Raw genomic sequence first — 18,317 nt, forward strand, 5'->3', positions numbered from 1 at the left:
GACGGTGAAAATACGGTCGCTTGTGGTGAACCGAAAGCGCCATCGCGTCCGTATGCGTATGCGAGGCAACCTCTCGCCGAATCGCCTCCGTACGGACCGAGGGGTGGCCTCGGCTCGCTGTGCGTAACGCGAAGGAGGTGTGCGGTGACGGATCCGGTGACCGGGAGGCCCTTCGCCGCCACCGCCACCGCCACCGCCGCCGGAGGTGAATCGTGACCCGCTGGAGAAGGACGCCCATCCGCCGTCCTGGGCAGGGCAGGCAGGGCGCCGCCGCCTCGACCGGCCCGGAGAGCAGCGGCGCGGCCCGCGCGAAGAGCCGGGCACCGGTGGTGGTCGACGAGTACGACGGTCTGATCTTGCTGCGCTCCTCTCCGGACGCGGCGCCACGCCCCGAGGACGTCGCCGAACTCGCCCGCGCCGTCGCCGGCGTGGACGAGTACTTCACCCTCGTCGTCGGCGCGGACGACGCGGGCGGCGAACTCTGGGCCCGGCTCGGCACCGTCCTCGACTCCCTGCACGCCAAGGGGGTCACCACGGTTCGGCTCGTGCTGTCGGGCGCGGGCGGTGAACGCGCCGACCGCCCCGCCCTCGCGCAGCGGATCGCCGACGCCTGGGGGATCGAGGTGATCGCTCCGGACGCGGGCGTCCTCATCCTGCCCGGCGGCTCCCTGCTGGCCCAGGGCACCGACGGGCCCGGCCTCGGCTGGCGGTCGTTCACGTCCGGGACGGAACCGTCGCCGCTCGGGCCGCGCAGTCCGGCGCCGGTCTGGCAGCCCGCGCTCGCCCGGCTGCCCGGCCGTACCGCGGGCGGGTACGTCGTGGAGCAGGTTCCCGCCGGCCTCCTCGTGCGGTCCGCGCGGGAGCCGAGAGCCTGGGCGGCGGAGCTCTGCTACTCGGTTCCGGTGGACGGTGACCACCTCACCGTCCTGGTCGGCGCGTCCCGGCTCAGCGGCGACGCGGAGGTCCCGGCGGAGGAGCTCGCCTCCCTGCTGACGGCCCTGCCCGTTTCGACCCGTTCGGCCGTCCGGCTCGCGCCGTGCGGTCCCGTGGACCTGCTGTCCGTCGCTCAGGACACCGCCGAGATCCTGGGCGCCGACGTGGAGGTGTGGACCGGCCTCCCGCTGGTCGTCGGCTCCGACACCGAGGCCGGCGTCCGGCCGGTCCTCATCGGCGCCGACGCCGAGCCGACCTGGGCGCCGTTCGTCGAGGCCGTCGCCTGCCGCCCGTACGGCGCCGACGGGGCGGACGCTCCCGCCGCGCCCCGACTGCTGCGCTGGCGGTCGCCCCTGTCCGAGGGCGTCCGGACGGACGACGGCGTCATTCGTCTCTCGGATCGCTGGCAGGTCGCCGTGACGAGGTCCGGTCTGGTGGTGGGCCCCCACGGCGAGCCGTCCGCCGTCGCCGGGCGGCCCGTGTCACCGGAACAACTGGCGATCGAGCTGAACCTTCGCGGCGCGCCGGCCGACGACGCGCTCTTCACCGGTCTGTCCCGCTTGTTGTCCGACCTGGGGACCGGGGTGCGCGAGTTCGTCGCCCTGCACCGGTCCGCACCGCCGGAGGGGGCGGACGACGCGGGATTCCGGCTGCTCCGGCTGGCCATCGAGCACAACGTGTCGCTGGTGGAGCCGCGACCGGTCGAGGCCGCGCCCGCTCCCGCACAGCCCACCGTACGGACCGTCGCGACGCCGCGCTCCGCCTGGTCTCAGGCGGAGCGGGCCGCCGAGCCGCCCGCCGCACCACCGAGGGCGAGAACGGACGCTTCCGGCGACGCGACCGTTCACTCGGAACCCGCACGAGCGAACTCCGCCGGACCGGCGGCCGACGCTTTCGCCCATTCCGCCCGGATCGACCTCCCCGATCTCGTGGCCGCGCAGCCGAGTCTGCCCCTGCCCGAGCGCGAAGCACCAACGGCCCCGAATCCTCCCGGAGACATGACGGAAGGCTCGGCTCCGCGCCGAGTCGAGGAGCCGCCGCACGCGCCGGAACATCCGGCCCGACCGGCCTCCGCGGCGGAGGACCGTACCGGGGCGACACCGTCGACCGGACCGGGGGAGGGAGGCGGCGCGGAACCGCTCTCGCCGAACCCGGCGAAGACCCCGCCCATGTCCGTCGCGTCCGGCGAACCGGAGGCATCCGAAGCCCCCGGCGCGCCCACGGAACCGCCATCCACTCCAGGGGCCCCGACCGCGCCTGAGGCCGCGGCCCCTCCAGAACCCTCGGAGCTCCCAGGCCCTCCGGAGCCCCCGGCAACGACCTCGGCCCTTCCGGAGCCTTCCGAACCTCCGGCCGTCCCGGAGTCCCTGGCCGCTCCCGGGCCGCCGGTGGCCCCCGGCTCCCTGGTCGCTCCGGGGCCTCCGGCCGCCACGCAGCCTCCGGCTGCCGCCGAGGCCCGGGTGTCTCCTCCGTCCCCGCCCGCCGAGCACCGGGCCGGTCCGGCCCCCGCCACCGGTGGAGTACGACCCGGATCAGCCGTGAAACCGCTCCGCCGCAGCACGGAGGCGGAACGAGCGGAGTTCCGGTCCCTCGTGCAACGGATCTGGGAGCGGCATGGCGCCGCGGTGAATCGCGCGATGACCCGGATGCCGGCACTGCGCGGCGGGCAGGTGGACGCGGCACGGACCGACCTCGTCGCGGTGCACGTCCACCTGTCGGGCGGGCTCGGCGAGCCGGACGGACAGGAGCCGGGATCACCGGGCGGTGCCGGGCTGCCCGACTCGTACCTCGCCTGCCTCGCCTCCGGCCTGAGCCGCCTGCCGTCGTACCGGGGGGCCGCCGTGCGCGGCGGGCTGCCCGCCGACGGCGACCTGGAGCGGTTCGTGCCGGGAACGGTGCTGCACGGGCCGGGACCGGTCAGCGCGCTGCCGATCGGGGGTGCGGTGGAGATGTTCGCCGCGACGGGTGGATACGTCATCTGGTCCTCGACGGGTCGGCGGGTGCGCCCGCTGCTCGGATCCGGTGCCGCGTCGGACGAGATCGTCTTCCCTCCCGGCACCGCCTTCCGCGTGCTCGGCGTACGGTCCGCCGGTCAGGCTCCGATCGTCCTGCTGAGCGAGATCCTCCGCACGGGATCGGCGACCGGCGACCGGCCCGGCGTGCTCGGTGACGCCGATCAGGCCGCTCTGGAAAGGCTCGACGAAGCGCTGCGCCGGCAGGCGCCCTCGGCCGGAGGAACGTCTCCGGCCGTCTGGCCCGTCCGCTGCGCCGAGCCACTGGATGGAGTCACGGGATGGCAGGAGGCCTCGAGACCAGGCTGACCACCGGCCCCATCCGCGAACTGATACGAACATCAAAGGAGAAACATCGTGTCTTCCCATCCGGGATCCGGTGACCACACGAAGCCGCTCGGCATCCGCCGACCGGTCGAGTTGCCCGAAGGGGACATGGAGGGGGCGGCGGACCTGGCGCCGGCCTCCGACCTCAGCCCCGCGGACGAGCCGGCTGCCGCCCCCGCTTCCACGCCCGATGAGGAGCAGACCCCGGCCACCGGATCCGCGTCCGAACCGGAGGGCGACCGGTCCGCTCCCGCCGGAGGGGAGAGCGCCGACGCCGGTGCGGCCGATTCGGCCGCGTCCGAGGCGGGCTCCAAGGGCTCCGAGGGCTCTGAGAGCGCTCCGAAGCCGGCGGCGTCACCGGCGGAGGCCACGGAGCCGGCGGCCGACGACAAGGCCGCCAAGAAGGACGACAAGGCCGCCAAGAAGGAGAAGCGCACCGCGTGGCTGCGGAACGTCGCGGTCTCGCCGGCGGCGTCGGACGGCACCGCGGCGGCCGGCGACGAGATGCCGCCGGACCGGCCGCGCAAACCCGTGCTCGCCGCCGTGGCGATCGGCGGGGTCGTCCTGCTCTCGATCCCGATCCTGCTGGTCGGGACGGGGCACCACGACGATAAGAGACAACGCACCATCGCGGCGGCGGACAGGGTGATGGCCGGCGACGGTCAGGCGGCGCCGGGCGCGTACGTCTCCACCTCGCCGACCCCCACCGCGTCACCGTCGCCGTCGGCGTCCGCGACCCCGAAGAAGGGCACGAAGGCCGCGGCCGCCGCCTCCAAGGCCGCGGCAGCCGACGGCAAACACGGGACCAAGGCGGACAACGGCAAGGTCGGCGTGACGAGCACCGGCGGACGCGGCCCGACCGGACCGAAGTTCTCCACGGTCACGCGCGTCCTGCTGCACAACACGATGACGGGCCTGTGCGCCGACGTCCCCGGCTACGGCAACGGCACCAATAATGGTCCGATCAACCAGTTCACCTGCACCCGCTCAAATGGTGACAACCAACTCTGGGATCTCGTCGTCAATATGAAGGGTGCCGGACCGCACGGGGCCGACCTGTTCACCATCCGCAACAGCAAGGACAACCTCTGCTTCGACGTGGGCGGTTCTGGCGCCGACGGCCCCAGGACCCCAGTGTCGGAGCACGACTGCCTGCCTGGGAAGGGCGACAACCAGATGTGGTACCTCCAGAAGCGGTACAACCGCCACTTCTGGATCCGCAACTACGCCAGCCACGGCCTGTGCCTCGACGTGTCGGGCTACTACGGATCCGGCGGGAAGGACGCCCGGCTCACCCTCTTCCCATGCGACCCCAAGGACGACCACATCTGGTCCTTCGGCTGATCGACCACCGGCCTGCCGATCTCCGACAAGCCATGCCCCGAGCCGGCGGAGCAGGCGAACGCGGTTGTGGAAGGCGAACGATTGAGCGAGCACCTGAGGTTCGTGCTGTTGGGTCCGCTGGAGGTCTGGTCGGGTGACGCCCGGCTCGACCTCGGCCCGCCCAAACGGCGTGTCCTCCTCGCCCGGCTGCTGATCGCCGACAGCCGTCCGGTGTCGGCGGACCGTCTGGGCGAGGACCTGTGGGAGGGGAGCCCGCCCGCGGGCGCCCTGTCCTCCATCCACTCGCACATCAGCCGGCTGCGCGCCGTGCTGGAGCCGGACCGCACCCGGCGGGGAGGGCACACCGTCCTGCTCAGCGGGTCGGCGGGGTACACGCTCAACACGCCGCCCCAGACCCGGGACTCCACCCGGTTCGAGGAGACGGTCAGCCACGCGCGCGGGCTGCTGACCCGCGGACGGCTCGCCGAGGCCCGCCGGGAGGTGCAGCGCGGTCTGGCCCTGTGGCGCGGCACCGCGCTGGCCGACGCGGCCAACTACGCCTTCGCCGAGAGGGAGATCGCCCGGCTGGAGGAGATCCGGCTGGCGGCGGGTGAACTGCACGCCACCGTTCTCCTCCACGAGGGCCGTCCCGATGAGGCGGCCGTCATCGCCGAGGAGCTCACCACGCGGTCACCGCTGCGCGAGGCCGCGTGGGCGCTGCTGCTGCGCGCCCTGTACCTGGCGGGCCGGCCCGCGGAGGCGCTACGGCGTTTCGAGGCGATCCGTACGCTGCTCGCCGAGGAACTGGGCGCCGTGCCGGGACCCGAGCTCAGCGACGTCCACGTGGCGGTGCTCCGCCAGGACGTGGCGGCTCTCGCTCCGTTCCGCTCGCATACGGCACCTGCCCCGCTCGTGGGACGCCCGGCGGGCATGACCTCGTCCATCGTCGGCCGGACCGGCGAACTGGCCCGGTTCGAGGAGATCCTGAGCGACGCGGGCCAGGGCCGTACCCGCTGGGTGGTGCTGTCCGGGGAAGGGGGCATCGGCAAGACGCGGCTGGCGGAGGAGTTCGCGTCGCGGGCCGCGGACGCCGGGTTCAAGACCGTGTGGGTCCGGTGCGGCATCGACATCGGTTCGGAGACGGACGGGGCGGACCCCATGGGCCGGCTCATCTCGATGGCGTACCCGGACATCCGCCTGGACGGTGGATCCGAGGCCGTCGTCGGCGAGCTCGCGGAACGGCTGACCCGGCAGCCGACGATCTGCCTGATCGAGGATCTGCACCGGGCCGGCCCGCGCTTCCGGCGCCTGCTCGCCAGCTACGCCGCGCTGCTGCGCGACGTGCCGCTCATCGTCGTCTGCACGACGCAGGACACCGATGACGCGGGGCTGCGCGAGCTCCTCGCGCTGCTCGTCCGGCAGACCCGCGCCACCCTCATGCCGCTGGACCCGCTCACCGTCGCGGACGTCCACGAGCTGATGCAACGCCGGGCCACCCCGTTCAACCCGAGCGCCCCGGGCAGCGAGCTCCATCAGCGAGAGGCGGCCGAGCTGCACCGGCGCGGCGAGGGGAACCCCTTCCTCATCACCGAGATCCTCGAGCTGCCCAGTGAGGAACGGACGGGACCGGGGGCGCGGCTTCCCGCGTCCGTCAGCAGGGTGCTGCGCGCGCGCATGGACCTGCTGGACGAACGCGTGCTCACGATGTTGCAGGCCATCGCGGTGACGGGCGGAGAGCTCGACCCCGAGCTCCTGCTCCGGATCCGGACGATCAGTCGTGAGGAGCTGCTGTCCCTCATCGACGCGGCCGTCACCGCGCGGGTGCTGAACTGGGAGGACGGCATCGCTCCCGGCCGCCCTGGGCGGTATCTCATGCCCGACCTCGTACGCGAGCTGGTGCTGCAGGACCTCACCCCGGCCCGCCGGCAGTTGCTGCACGCGGCCGCGGCACGCGCGCTGACCGAGCTGCCGCACCGCCATCCCGTGCACGTCGCCCGCCACCTCATGGCCGCCGGCCCGCTCATCGCCCGTGAGGATCTGGTCGACGCGGCGTTCGCGGCCGGCAACCGCTGCGCCAAGGACGACCAGCACGCCGAGGCGGCACTCTGGTTCGACCACGCCGCCGCGCTGGCGGACGATCCCGGCGTACGGGCGGAGGCCCGGCACGCGGCGGCCACGGCTCGCCGGCAGCTCGATCAGCTCGAGCGGTGGATCGGCCATCCGTGCGATCCCGCCGATCTGCCCGGTGGCCCCGCGTGGCCGACGGATCCCGAACCCCGTGCGGGCTGACGTCCGTGACAACGTTGTCGTGCGCGCCTCGTCCGGTGGTGCCTCGGGAGCTCAATTCGGCTGGCAGGGTGCCGTGATCAGCGAATCCGGGCCGACGCAGACGGGTGCGCCCGCCTGGCGGAGCAGCCTCCTGGCGTGGTCACCGGCGAGGAAGGTGAGGAACGCCGTGGCGGCGCTGCCGTTCGGCGGCGGCCCGTCGGTGTAGAAGACCTCCGGGGCGACGAACGGGTAGCGATCCATCGTCGGCGACGCCGTCGGCATCCTGCCGTCCAGGGCGATGATGCGCACGTTGGGATAGCGGCGGGGGTCCGAGGCGACGTGCACCTCGGCGTACCCGATCGTGCCGGGGACCGTGTCGACCGTGTCGAGGACCTGCGCCTGGCTGCTGCGTTCGCAGCGGATGACGTGCAGCGCGGCGCGGAGATCGTCCTTGCGCCGGCAGTCGCTGGACGACAGGTCCGGTTCCGGCCCCCTCAGCACGTGCTCCTCGAAGATGCCCCGGGTTCCCGACCCCTCGGTCCGGCTGACCAGCCGGATCGGCAGGTCCCTGCCGCCCTTGATCGACTTCCAGTCGGTGGGGCCGTCCGGCGCGTAGATCGAGCGCAGGTCCTGGAGGGACAGACCGGTCACGTTCGTGCCCTTGTCGACGATGACGGCGAACGCCACCAGCGCGACCGGGAAGCCCCGGAAACCCCGGAGCCGCACCTCGTCGGAGTCGGACGCGAGATAGCCGTCGTGCATCGCGATGGTCGAGGCGGCGTTGCCCGTGGTGAGGGCGCGTACTCCCTCGTTGGACCCGATGGCGCTCACCTCGATCCGGGCGTCCCGGCACCGGGCCTCGTAGCCCCGCCGGATGATGCCGGCCGTCCGCTCGAACGCGGTCGAGCCGACCAGGTGGAGCGTTCCGGAGAAGCACAGCGCACGGTCCGCCGGCGACGTGGCGACGCCGGCCAGCCGGGCCGCCCCGGCGCCGGCGGCGAACACCAGGGCGGCGGCGGCGACCGACAGTGACCGCCGCCTGCGGGAGAACCACCGCTCCCGCGGGGACGTCCCCCTCGCCGGGGCGGCCTCCCGTTCCGTGCGCGGCCGGCTCCCGGCCGCGGCCGGGCGTTCCGAGAACCCCTCCGCCTCGGCCACGCGTTCGCGGATCTCACCCGCCTCCGCCGGGCGCTTCCGGAGTCCCTCCGCCTCCGCCGGGCGTTCCCGGAGCGTCTCCGCCTCGGCAAGGCGTTCGCGAAGCGTCTCCGCCTCGGCCTGGGCCGCCGCGAGTCGCCGGCGCAGTTCGGCTCCTTCGGCGCGGGCACGGGCCAGGTCGTCCGTCGGGGGGACGTGCCGGAGACGCTCGTACGCCTCGACCCAGCGCGCGACCTCCGCGGCCGGCAGCCCGCAGGCCCGTGCGAAATGGCCGACCCTGACGCGCTCCCGGTCGCTGGTGGTGCGCCAGCGGTCCTTCTGGAGCATCGCGCTGATCGTGGCGTCGGGGAGCGTGCCCCACGAGCGTTTCTCGATCTCGGTCTGCCGCGGCGAGCCCGCCCAGCCGCGCAGCTCCGCCAGGAGCAGGTAGAAGTCCCGGATGTCGCCCGCCGCCGACGGATCGGGCAGCCGCCGCTCGGCGGCGAACGTCGGCTCGGTCCAGGGCTTGAAGGTCACCGGGTACCGCTCGGTCAGCTGCCGCCACGGGACCTTCTCCCGGTACGCCTCGACCGCCTTCGTGGGCTTGCCGTGTCCGTTCCGTTCGAACGCCGCGCGCAGCTCCTCGCCCCATTCGTCCCAGAGGGCGTGCTCGGCCGCACTCCACCGGCCGCGCACCTCGCCCACCTCGACGCCGTCGGCGCCCGCCGCCGCGAGGCACGCGCTGACGACCTCCCACGACATCAGCTCGGCGTCGCCGGACGACACCGCCTTGACCGTCTCCTCCAGCAGCCCCGTGCGCTGGGCCAGTACGGCCGGCTCGGTCCCGGCCAGACGGACGGCCAGGCCGCGGGTGAACTCCGCCCTCCGGTCGACATGGGAGTCCAACACCCGCTCCGTCCGTCTCGCGCTCTTCGCCGCGCGGGCGCCCGTCGCGTGGCGTTTTCCACAGTGCCGCCGGAACCGGTGCCGAACCTGCCAGTTATCCAGAAGTTCGCGTTCTCGTACCCGTTTGTACGGCCGGGGACCCCGCCTGGGAAGGTTCCAGGAACGCACCAGGAATTCCGGGAGAGCACTTGGAAACGGCGAATCGCACCAGGTCATCCGCCGATCGGCGCTACGGTCCGGTATTCCGCCACTCTGGCATCCATGAGCGCAGGACACCGCCCCATCTCGTACGCCGACCTGGTGATCGATCGATTCCAGAAGTGGCCACTGACGGAATGCCGCGCCGACTGTCCACCCGGCCGTGCCCTGGCCCTGCACGGCCTGCAGATCGTTCATCTCCACGGAGGGGACCTGGCCGAGGTCCTCCTGACCCAAGAGGTCATCTCCCGGCTCGGCACCGCCCTCACCGCCTCGGGCCGCGTCGACCTCTCTCCGGCCGCCGGCTGGGCGCAGGTCCATCTGGACACCGACGGCGACCTGTTCCTCCTGCAGTCCCTGGTGAGCCTCGCGATCCAGGCCAATGACCCCGGGTCCCGCCCGCTGCGCCGTACGGTCACGGCCTGCCCGATGTACGTCTCGGCGGCCGAGTCCGGGCCGTCCTGGCGGCGGCATCGTGGACGGACGCGCCGGAGCAGGGCGAACGTGCCCGCCTGACCGAACGCCACCCCGGAAAGCGGGGAAGGAACCCCTCATGGCACGCTTTCCCGAAGCGGCCGAAAAAAGGGGGACCTGGATGGTGGACGCTGAGCAGGCAGGCGTACCGCAGCCCGTGCTGAGTCCGCTGACGACCGCCGCCGTCTTCCTCGTGCTGACGGTCGATCCCGGCGGGGAGTCCACGGCACGGGACCTGCTGGCCGACCTCGCGGGACTGACGAGGTCGGTCGGTTTCCGGGTGCCGGACGGCAGGCTGAGCTGCGTCGCCGGCATCGGATCGGAGGTCTGGGACCGTCTGTTCGACGGTCCTCGGCCCGCCGAGCTGCACCCGTTCCGTGAGGTGGCCGGAGCCGTGCACCGCGCGGTCGCCACCCCGGGCGACCTGCTCTTCCACATCCGCGCCGAGAAGCTCGACCTCTGCTTCGAACTGGCCTCCCAGATCATGAACCGGCTGCGGGGATCGGTCACCGTCGAGGACGAGACGCAGGGGTTCATGTACTTCGACGTGCGCGACCTGCTCGGCTTCGTCGACGGCACCGAGAACCCGGTGGGCCCCGCCGCGGCGGCCGCCGTCCTGATCGGCGACGAGGATTCCGCCTTCGCGGGCGGCAGCTACGTGATCGTGCAGAAGTACCTGCACGACCTGGAGGCGTGGAACGCCCTGCCGGTGGAGGAGCAGGAGCGGGTCATCGGCCGTACGAAGCTGGAGAACGTCGAGCTGGACGACGCCGTCAAGCCGTCCAACTCCCACGTCGCCCTGACCACCATCACCGACCCCGACGGCACCGAGCGCCAGATCCTGCGTGACAACATGCCGTTCGGCAACGTCGGCCGCGGGGAGTTCGGCACCTACTTCATCGGCTACGCCCGCACCCCGGCCGTCACCGAGAAGATGCTGGAGAACATGTTCATCGGCGATCCGCCGGGCAACCACGACCGGATCCTCGACTTCTCCACCCCGGTGACCGGGACGCTGTTCTTCGCGCCGACCGCCGACTTCCTCGACGACCTTCCGCCGGAGGCCACCGAAGGCGCCGCCGTGACCGACGTCCTCGGCACGGACACCGACGCGGCCACGGCGGAGACGGCCTCCGACAGGCCGGCAAGCCCACCCGACGGTTCCCTGGGAATCGGCGGACTGAAGAGGAGCAGCATCCGTTGAACAACCTGCACCGCGAACTCGCGCCCATCTCCGACGCCGCGTGGGCCGACCTGGAGGAGGAGGCGCGGCGGACCTTCCGGCGCCACGTCGCCGGCCGTCGCGTCGTCGACGTCCCGGAGCCGGGCGGGATCGAACTTTCTGCCGTCTCCACCGGGCATGTCGACCCGATCGCGGCGCCCGCCGAAGGGATCGCCGCGTACGCGCGACGGTCGCAGCCGCTCGTCGAGCTGCGGGTGCCGTTCACCGTCGACCGCCGGCAGGTCGACGCGGTCGAGCGCGGCGCCCGGGACGCCGACTGGCAGCCGGTGAAGGACGCCGCGCGGCGGATCGCGTTCGCCGAGGACCGCGCGATCTTCCAGGGGTACGCCGCCGGGGGCATCGCCGGGCTCGGGGAGAGCTCCGCCAATCCGGCGCTGTCCCTGCCCGCCGACGTGCGCGACTATCCGAACGCCGTAAGCCGGGCGGTGAGCGCCCTGCGGCTGGCGGGCGTCGGAGGGCCGTACGCGCTGGTGCTCAGCGCCGACGCCTACACCGCCGTGAACGAGACCTCCGACCACGGCTACCCGATCCACGAGCACATCGCCCGGGTCCTGGACGGGGAGATCATCTGGGCGCCCGCCATCGATGGAGCGTTCCTGCTGTCGACGCGCGGCGGCGACTTCGAACTCCGCATCGGCCAGGACCTGTCGATCGGCTACCTGTCCCACGACGCGGACACGGTCCAGCTCTACTTCCAGGAGACCCTGACGTTCCTCGTCTACACCGACGAGGCCACCGTGACCTTCACGGCGTAGCCGCCGGGCGGGACGCCGGGACCACCTCCCGCCGTCACGCCCGGACGGCACTCTGGCGCAGTAGGGCCAGGGAGGTGTCCAGGGCGGCCTCCAGGTGGGTGATCCATCCGGTCGACATCAGGATGGTCACCCCGCCCCGCACCGCGGCGAGCAGTGCGGCCGCCGTACGGTCGGCGTCGATCCGCCGGTCGACCTCGCCGGTCGCCTGCATGCCCGCGATGCCGGCCCGCAGGGCCGCCTGCCACTGTTCGATCAGCCGGGCGGTGAGCGCCTACCCCGGCCGCCGGCCGGCTCCCGGAACCGGCGGTGCCCGGTGCGGAGGTGCCGCCTCTCCGCACCGGGCCTCGGGTGGCGCTCCGGTGGCTATGCCCAGGGCTGGTCGACGATCCAGCTCACGTCGTCGGCCCACGAGGTGGCGCTGTCGAAGGAGTTCGAGCCGCCGTCACTGGCGATGTAGACGGTGTTGTCGTAGTGGCGGATGAACCGGTCCGGGTAGTTGTAGGAGGCCAGTGAGGTGCCCTGGCCGTTCTTGCCGGTCTGCGGGCAGAAGGTGGCGTCCGCGGCGAAGAGCGTGCTGCCGTCATTGGTCTGCCGGTACAGATGGAAGTTCTGGTGCCGCAGGTAGTCGCCGGGGTAGTTCTTCGACTCGAACGACACGCAGGAGCTGTTGGCCAGACCGTTGTGCACGATCCACGTGGCGTCGTTCTTGTCGAGCGACGAACTGGAGGAGTTGATCACCGAGGTGACGGCCTGGTCGTTCTGGTGCCGGATGTAGCGGTCGGTGCAGCAGGCGGTCGTCGCGCGCAGCGAGATCGACGATCCGGGGATGAGCGTTCCGCCGGTGCCGCCGCCGGTCGACGTCGAGTATCCGGCGGAGGTGATGTTGGCCTGGACGGAGTTCTCGGTGGCGTCCGAGGGGTAGCCGGAGGTCATCACGCCTTCGTAGAAGGTGCCGGCGGAGCCCTTACTGTTGTCGCCGCCGATGCCGAGGATGATGGCCCCCTCCTTGTGCATCGGGTTGTAGCCCGAGACGTTGGGCCGCACCCCGTTGTAGTAGGTGGACAGGCCGCCCGACTGCGCGTTGCCGCCGCGGATGGACCAGTGGTTCGGCTCGCCCTTGACGATGGCGGTCAGGTACCGGTAGTTCACGGTCGGGTCGTTCGCGTTGTAGTGCTGATTGACGCCGGAGAACAGGCCGTTCTCCAGGTCCGCCATGACCCACGGGCCGTTGCCCGCGCCATAACCCCAGACCTTGATGTTCCCGAAATAGATGGCCTCCATGTGGCCGTTTCCGGTGTCGTTGCTGCTCGTTTCGGCGTTGCCGTAGTCGAAGCAGCAGCCGCCGTTGTAATGGGTGCCGTCGAAGATGGCGTACATCCCCTCCGGCTGGTCTCCGGTCGCGATCCCGCTGGTGTGGTTGTTGCGGTATCCGGTGCCGGGGGCGACGTAGACGCCGTAGGCCTTGTGGCCGCCCACCGTGGTGGGTGCGGCGGTCGCGACCGCGAGGTTGTCGGGGCCGCCCGCGGCGCCGCCACCGGGGGCCTGGGTGAGGTTGTTGCCCCGGCCGGACTGGTCGTAGATGACGGTGATCAGGCAGGTGGTGCCGGAGCAGAAGGAGTCCTGGGTCGCCGCGTTCGCGTATCCACCGGCGCTGAGCACGCCGATGTCGCGGGTGGTGTTGTCCGAGGAACGGCGTACCTGGTACAGCGGGCCGTTGTAAGAGGCGTACAGGGCGCGGGTCGTGCTGTGCGCCGCCACGCACGGCGTGCCGCCCGCCGCGTAAATGTCACACGGCAGTGAGGTCGCGGCGTTCGAGGGAGTGGAGACGCCGGCCAGCAGGCCGGTGGCGAGCGCGCTCGCCGCGCCCACCGACATCAGTGTTTTTCGCGCGCGGCGAAGCCGGGACAGGAAATTCATGGCGGGCCTCTCGTCCTATTGTTCGGAATATCGAACAATGTTCGAAAGTGGTCGCCTGGACGTTAAGACGCCTGTTGCGGACTGTCAACGACCTTTCATCGATTACCTGACAGACGAATTACGGCCGGGCCGATCGGTGCTCTGACACCGACCGGCCCGGCCGTAATGCGACATGACGAGCGGGGACGCCGCCCCGTGGCCGTCAGTCCCGGTGCCCGCCGCGGGACTTGCGGAGCACGAAACGGTCCAGCTCCTGGTAGTCGGCGGAGCCCAGGTCGGCGCCGTAGTGCGTGACGGTGATCTGGGTGTTCCCGCCCGGGGCGTGCGGCTCGAAGTCGAACGAGGCGAAGCCGTACGGCCGCTGCAGGTCGCGGTACGCGGACCAGGGGGCGGGCTCGGTGGTGAGCTTGGACGCGCGCTGGGTCGTCGGGTCGCCGGGGCCCACGTCGTAGATCACCACGCCGTCGTGCGGGGAGTCGAACGCCGACCACGGCGTCGCGGACGAGTGTCCGCCCCCACCGATGATCATGTGCACCGCGCCCTTGGTGGTGTCGATGACGGAGGCGTCACTGGCCTGCGGCGCCGGCGTGAGCAGCGAGCTGCCCGGCAGCACCCCCTTGACCGGGAACGTCCGCTCGAAGTGGTGCTCGTGCCCGGCGACGACGAGGTCCACGCCGTACTTGTCGAAGAGCGGCAGGAACTCCTGGCGGATCCCCAGGTCGGCGCCGTTGAAGTGCGCGGAGGACATCGCCACCTGGTGCATGCAGACGATGATCCAGTCGATGGCCGGGTCCTTGCTCGCCGCGCGGAGCGTCCGCTCCAGCCAGGCCTTCTGCGCGCCGTGGCTGTATCCGCGGATGTAGGGGTCGTACCCCTTCGCCTTGTAGCCGGGGACGTTGTCGCGCCGGTACGCGCTGAACGCGCCGTCCTGCAGGCACACGTCGTCGTTGTTGATGGAGATCACCCGGATCGGGCCCACCGTGAAGGCGTACCAGTTGCCGGCGAACTCCCGCGATCCGTTGCCCGGGAGCGTGAAGCGGGTCTGGTACGACAGGTAGCCCTCCGGGCCGTTGCCGACCTCGTTCTCGTGGTTGCCCGCGCAGGGCATCCAGGGGCGGTTGCGCGCCGAGCGCTGGTTGTTGTTGAAGAAGGACTGCCACGTCTGTACCGGCGCGTCGCTGACGTTCGCGTAGCACAGGTCGCCGTTCAGCAGGTGGAACAGCGGGTCGAGCCGCTCCACGGCGTCGACGATGTAGCCGGCGTTCGGCGTCGCGGGCCCGAGCCCCTTGCCGACCTTGGCGGGGACGGCCTGGTCGCCGAAGCTGGTGAACCGGAAGCCCTTGGAGCGGCCGTGCGGGGCCGTGCGGAACGACCCGCTGAGCGGCTCCGCGCCGCGGTGCGCCACGTGGTACTCGTAGCGGGTGTCGGCGGCGAGCCGGGGCAGGACGGCGTGGTACGTGAAGACGGTCTCCCCGGTGAGGGCCTCGGTGTACACGCGCTCCTCGGCCGGGATCTCCGAACCGAGGCCGTGACCCCGCCTGCCGAGCCGGACGACCGGACGGCGGACCCGCTGCGGCGCGGCCCAGGACACCGCCATCTCGTGGGCGGCGTCCGCGCCGAACTGCAGGTGCAATTGTTCCGGTGCGGGCGCTCCGGCCTGGTCCGGGGTGGTCACCAGGGCCGCGGCGCTGCCCGCCCGGCCCAGGACAGGCCCGGCGACGGCCAACCCGCCCAGTCCGCGCAGGACCTGCCGCCTGGCGACCCGGTTGGGTGACTCGTTCGGGGACTCGGCCATCAGGTACTCCTTGTCGATCGATACCGGGGAGCACGATCGCCGTTGCCGGTGATGGATGAGTGAACCGATCATCTCGGCCACATGAACAGTGTGCCGTTCAAGTGGCGACGGCCGCCGGGAGACACATCATTCGCCCGCGATCAGGCGATGACCGCGCCCGCGGCTTGTGGCAATGGCCAGGCGGGGCGTTTGGGCGCTCATTGTGGTGTTATGAATGGGACATGAAGGCATCTTTCCGGCATCTCCGGAGGCCTTCCCGTCAGTCGTCCGCCGGACACCCGCGCGATCGCCGGGTGTCCCTGCTGAGCCTGCGCAGCGTCGCAGGGCAGGTGTTCCTTCTGCAGGTCGTGATCGTGGTCCTGCTGGTGGCGGCCGCGGTGGCGATGGAGGTGTATCAGGCGGCGCATAACGCTCTTCGGCAGGGGCGCCGGGAGTCGCTCGTCGCCGCCGAGGCGTTCGCGAACGCCCCCGGGGTGGCGCAGGCGCTGCGCGGCCCGAACCCGACGGCTGTGCTGCAGCCGCGCGCCGAAGCGGCCCGCAAGAGGTCGGGCGTCCACTTCATCGTCGTGATGAACACCCACGGCATCCGCTACACGTACCCCTATCCGAGCGAGATAGGGAAGCACTTCGTCGGCACCATCGAACCGGCGTTGCACGGCCACCCCACCGTCGAGAACCGGGCAGGCGGGCCGCCCACCCCCGCGGGTGGCGGAATGTTCGTCCAGGCCGTGGTGCCGGTGTTCGACGAGCACGGTGCGGTGGTGGGGATGGTGTCCGCCGGGAAGACGATCCAGGGCGTGACGAGCCAGTGGGTCTCGGACCTGCCGATCACCGTGGGCAGCGGTGTGGCGGCGCTGGCGCTGGCCGCGGCCGGGACGGCGCTGGTGTCCCGGCGGCTGCGGCGGCAGACGCACGGTGTGGGCCCGGCGGAGATGACGCGGATGTACGAGCATCACGACGCGGTCCTGCACGCGGTGCGGGAGGGAGTGCTGATCACCGGCGCGGGTGGGCGGTTGGTGCTGGCCAACGACGAGGCACAGCGGTTGCTGGGCCTGCCGGCGGACGCACAGGGGCGGGATGTACGGGAGCTGGGGCTGCCGGAGCACATGACGCGGGTGCTGATGTCCGGCGAGGCGGTGACCGATGAGGTGCATCTGGCGCAGGACCGGTTGCTGGCGGTGAACAAGCGGCCGACGTTCCCGGGCAGGGCGCAGACGGGCAGCGTGGTGACGTTGCGGGACACCACGGAACTGGCGGCGGTGTCGGGGCGGGCCGAGGCGACGCGGGAGCGGTTGAAGTTGCTCTATGAGGCGGGGGTACGGATCGGAACGACACTGGACGTGGTCCGTGAGGCGCGGGAACTGGCCGAAGTGGCCGCGGCGGGGTTCGCCGACGTGGTCATGGTGGATCTGATCGACGCGGTGTTGCGCGGGGAGGAGCCGGTGGCGGGGCGATGGCGACTGCGGCGGGTGGCGATCGGCGGTGATCAGCGGATCACGCCGCTGTGGCAGGTGCGCGAGCACGTGTGGTTCTCCCCGGCGGCGCCGCAGAACCGGGCGCTGGAGCGGGGCTACGGCCTGCTGCAGGCGGACCTGCGGCAGGCCCGGGCATGGCAGGAAGAGGCTCCCGAGCGCGCCCGCGACGCGCTGGAGCAGGGGCTGCGCTCGCTGGTGGCCGTGCCGTTGCAGGCGCGGGGTGTCCCGCTGGGCGTGGCCAGCTTCTACCGGGTCCGGGAGAGCCCGGCCTTCGACAACGAGGACCTCCTGCTGGCGGAGGAACTGGCCGCGCGGGCGGCGGTGGCCATCGACAACGCGCGGCGCTTCACCCGGGAGCACGCGATGGCGGTCACGCTGCAGCGGAGTCTGCTGCCGCGCCGGCAGCCGGAGCAGGACGCGCTGGAGGTGGCCTGGCGGTACCTGCCCGCCGAGGCGGGGGTGGGCGGGGACTGGTTCGACCTGATCCCGCTGCCGGGAGCGCGCGTGGCCCTGGTGATGGGCGACGTCATCGGCCATGGGATGCACGCGGCGGTGACGATGGGCCGGCTGCGTACCGCCGCCCACAACTTCGCCACCCTGGATCTGCCGGTGGAGGAGGTCCTGTGGCACCTGGACGAACTGGTCGCCTCTATGGACGGGGAGGAGCACACCGGCCCGGACCCCGAAGGCCACAGCGGGAACGAGGTGATCGGAGCCACCTGCCTGTACGGGATCTATGACCCGGTGACGGGCACCTGCACGCTCGCCCGCGCCGGACACCCCGGCCCGGCGGTGGTGTACCAGGACGGGACAGTCACCTATCCGGACGTACCGGCCTCGCCCCCGCTCGGCCTCGGCGGCTACCCCTTCGAGACCACCGAGCTGCACCTGCCGGAGGGATCACGACTGGTGCTGTACACCGACGGGCTCATCGAGGACCGCACCCGCGACATCGACACCGGGCTGGAACAACTGCGCCGCGCGCTGCGGCACAGCGACGGACGCACCCCCGAACAGATCTGTCAGGCGGTGATCGACGACATCGCGCCCGCCCACCCCGCCGACGACATCGCCCTGCTGGTCGCCCGGACCCGGCTGCTCCCGCGCTCACACGTGGCCGAGTGGGACGTCCCGGTCGACGCGGCGGCGGTCCCCGCGGTACGGGCCGCGTGCGCGGCGAAGGTACGGGAGTGGGGCCTGGAGGAGATCGCCTTCACCACCGAACTCATCCTCAGCGAACTGGTCACGAACGCCCTCCGGTACGGAGCACCGCCGATCAAGGTGCGGCTGCTCCACGGGCGCTCCCTGACGTGCGAGGTCTCCGACGGCAGCAGCACCTCACCACGACTTCGGCGCGCCGCCACCACCGACGAAGGCGGCCGCGGCCTGTTCCTCGTGGCACAGCTCGCCGAACGCTGGGGAACCCGCTACACGACCAACGGCAAGGTCATCTGGGCCGACCAGGCCCTCGAGGGCCGCGAGCCCACCACCGAGGGCGGAACACTGGCCGACGTCCTGCTCGAGCAGTTCGACGCCGCCTCCTTCTGAACGCCGACG

At 72.0% G+C, this 18,317-nt stretch carries 11 protein-coding genes; 7 read left to right on the top strand and 4 right to left on the bottom strand.

Going from position 1 to position 18,317, the window contains the following annotated elements:
- The first annotated feature begins 212 nt into the window (after nucleotides 1-212).
- The 3 genes from AB0L00_RS21020 to AB0L00_RS21030 all read left to right on the top strand — a co-directional run bounded on the left by AB0L00_RS21020 (nucleotide 213) and on the right by AB0L00_RS21030 (nucleotide 6,884).
- Nucleotides 213-3,254, top strand: a complete 3,042-nt coding sequence (locus AB0L00_RS21020; RefSeq protein ID WP_364436546.1) for a hypothetical protein — start codon at nucleotides 213-215, stop codon at nucleotides 3,252-3,254.
- 48 nt (nucleotides 3,255-3,302) lie between these two features.
- Nucleotides 3,303-4,616, top strand: coding sequence for an RICIN domain-containing protein (locus tag AB0L00_RS21025; RefSeq protein WP_364436549.1), 1,314 nt, complete (start codon nucleotides 3,303-3,305; stop codon nucleotides 4,614-4,616).
- 81 nt (nucleotides 4,617-4,697) lie between these two features.
- Nucleotides 4,698-6,884 carry a BTAD domain-containing putative transcriptional regulator gene (locus AB0L00_RS21030; protein WP_364436551.1) on the top strand — a complete coding sequence of 729 codons (2,187 nt, stop codon included), beginning with the start codon at nucleotides 4,698-4,700 and terminating at the stop codon, nucleotides 6,882-6,884.
- A 51-nt stretch (nucleotides 6,885-6,935) separates the two neighbouring features.
- Here the strand turns inward: AB0L00_RS21030 and AB0L00_RS21035 are convergent, their stop codons facing one another.
- The gene (locus AB0L00_RS21035; protein ID WP_364436554.1) at nucleotides 6,936-8,903 is read right to left on the bottom strand and encodes a substrate-binding domain-containing protein; all 1,968 of its coding nucleotides are present in this window, start codon (nucleotides 8,901-8,903) and stop codon (nucleotides 6,936-6,938) included.
- A 261-nt stretch (nucleotides 8,904-9,164) separates the two neighbouring features.
- On the opposite strand from AB0L00_RS21035, the gene AB0L00_RS21040 reads away from it, so the two are divergent.
- The 3 genes from AB0L00_RS21040 (at nucleotide 9,165) to AB0L00_RS21050 (ending at nucleotide 11,573) form a co-directional block, all read left to right on the top strand.
- Nucleotides 9,165-9,617, top strand: a complete 453-nt coding sequence (locus AB0L00_RS21040; protein WP_364436557.1) for a luciferase family protein — start codon at nucleotides 9,165-9,167, stop codon at nucleotides 9,615-9,617.
- Between the two features lie 79 nt (nucleotides 9,618-9,696).
- Nucleotides 9,697-10,779 carry a Dyp-type peroxidase gene (locus tag AB0L00_RS21045; protein WP_364436560.1) on the top strand — a complete coding sequence of 361 codons (1,083 nt, stop codon included), beginning with the start codon at nucleotides 9,697-9,699 and terminating at the stop codon, nucleotides 10,777-10,779.
- Complete coding sequence (locus tag AB0L00_RS21050) at nucleotides 10,776-11,573, top strand: family 1 encapsulin nanocompartment shell protein (RefSeq protein ID WP_364436563.1); 798 nt, start codon at nucleotides 10,776-10,778, stop codon at nucleotides 11,571-11,573. Before AB0L00_RS21045 ends, AB0L00_RS21050 begins: the two co-directional genes overlap by 4 nt.
- A 34-nt stretch (nucleotides 11,574-11,607) precedes the next feature.
- Here AB0L00_RS21050 and AB0L00_RS21055 read toward each other — a convergent pair whose 3' ends face one another.
- The 3 genes from AB0L00_RS21055 to AB0L00_RS21065 all read right to left on the bottom strand — a co-directional run bounded on the left by AB0L00_RS21055 (nucleotide 11,608) and on the right by AB0L00_RS21065 (nucleotide 15,285).
- Entirely contained in the window at nucleotides 11,608-11,784 is a 177-nt protein-coding gene (locus AB0L00_RS21055) for a hypothetical protein (protein ID WP_364436566.1), read from the bottom strand.
- 152 nt (nucleotides 11,785-11,936) lie between these two features.
- Entirely contained in the window at nucleotides 11,937-13,442 is a 1,506-nt protein-coding gene (locus AB0L00_RS21060; RefSeq protein ID WP_364436568.1) for an alpha-L-arabinofuranosidase B, read from the bottom strand.
- Between the two features lie 250 nt (nucleotides 13,443-13,692).
- Entirely contained in the window at nucleotides 13,693-15,285 is a 1,593-nt protein-coding gene (locus AB0L00_RS21065) for a metallophosphoesterase family protein (RefSeq protein WP_364436571.1), read from the bottom strand.
- 293 nt (nucleotides 15,286-15,578) lie between these two features.
- On the opposite strand from AB0L00_RS21065, the gene AB0L00_RS21070 reads away from it, so the two are divergent.
- Nucleotides 15,579-18,308 (top strand): SpoIIE family protein phosphatase, encoded by a 2,730-nt coding sequence (locus AB0L00_RS21070; RefSeq protein WP_364436574.1) that lies wholly within the window; start codon nucleotides 15,579-15,581, stop codon nucleotides 18,306-18,308.
- Nucleotides 18,309-18,317: the final 9 nt, after the last annotated feature.

Source organism: Actinoallomurus sp. NPDC052308, assembly GCF_040679195.1.
GTDB lineage: Bacteria > Actinomycetota > Actinomycetes > Streptosporangiales > Streptosporangiaceae > Actinoallomurus > Actinoallomurus liliacearum.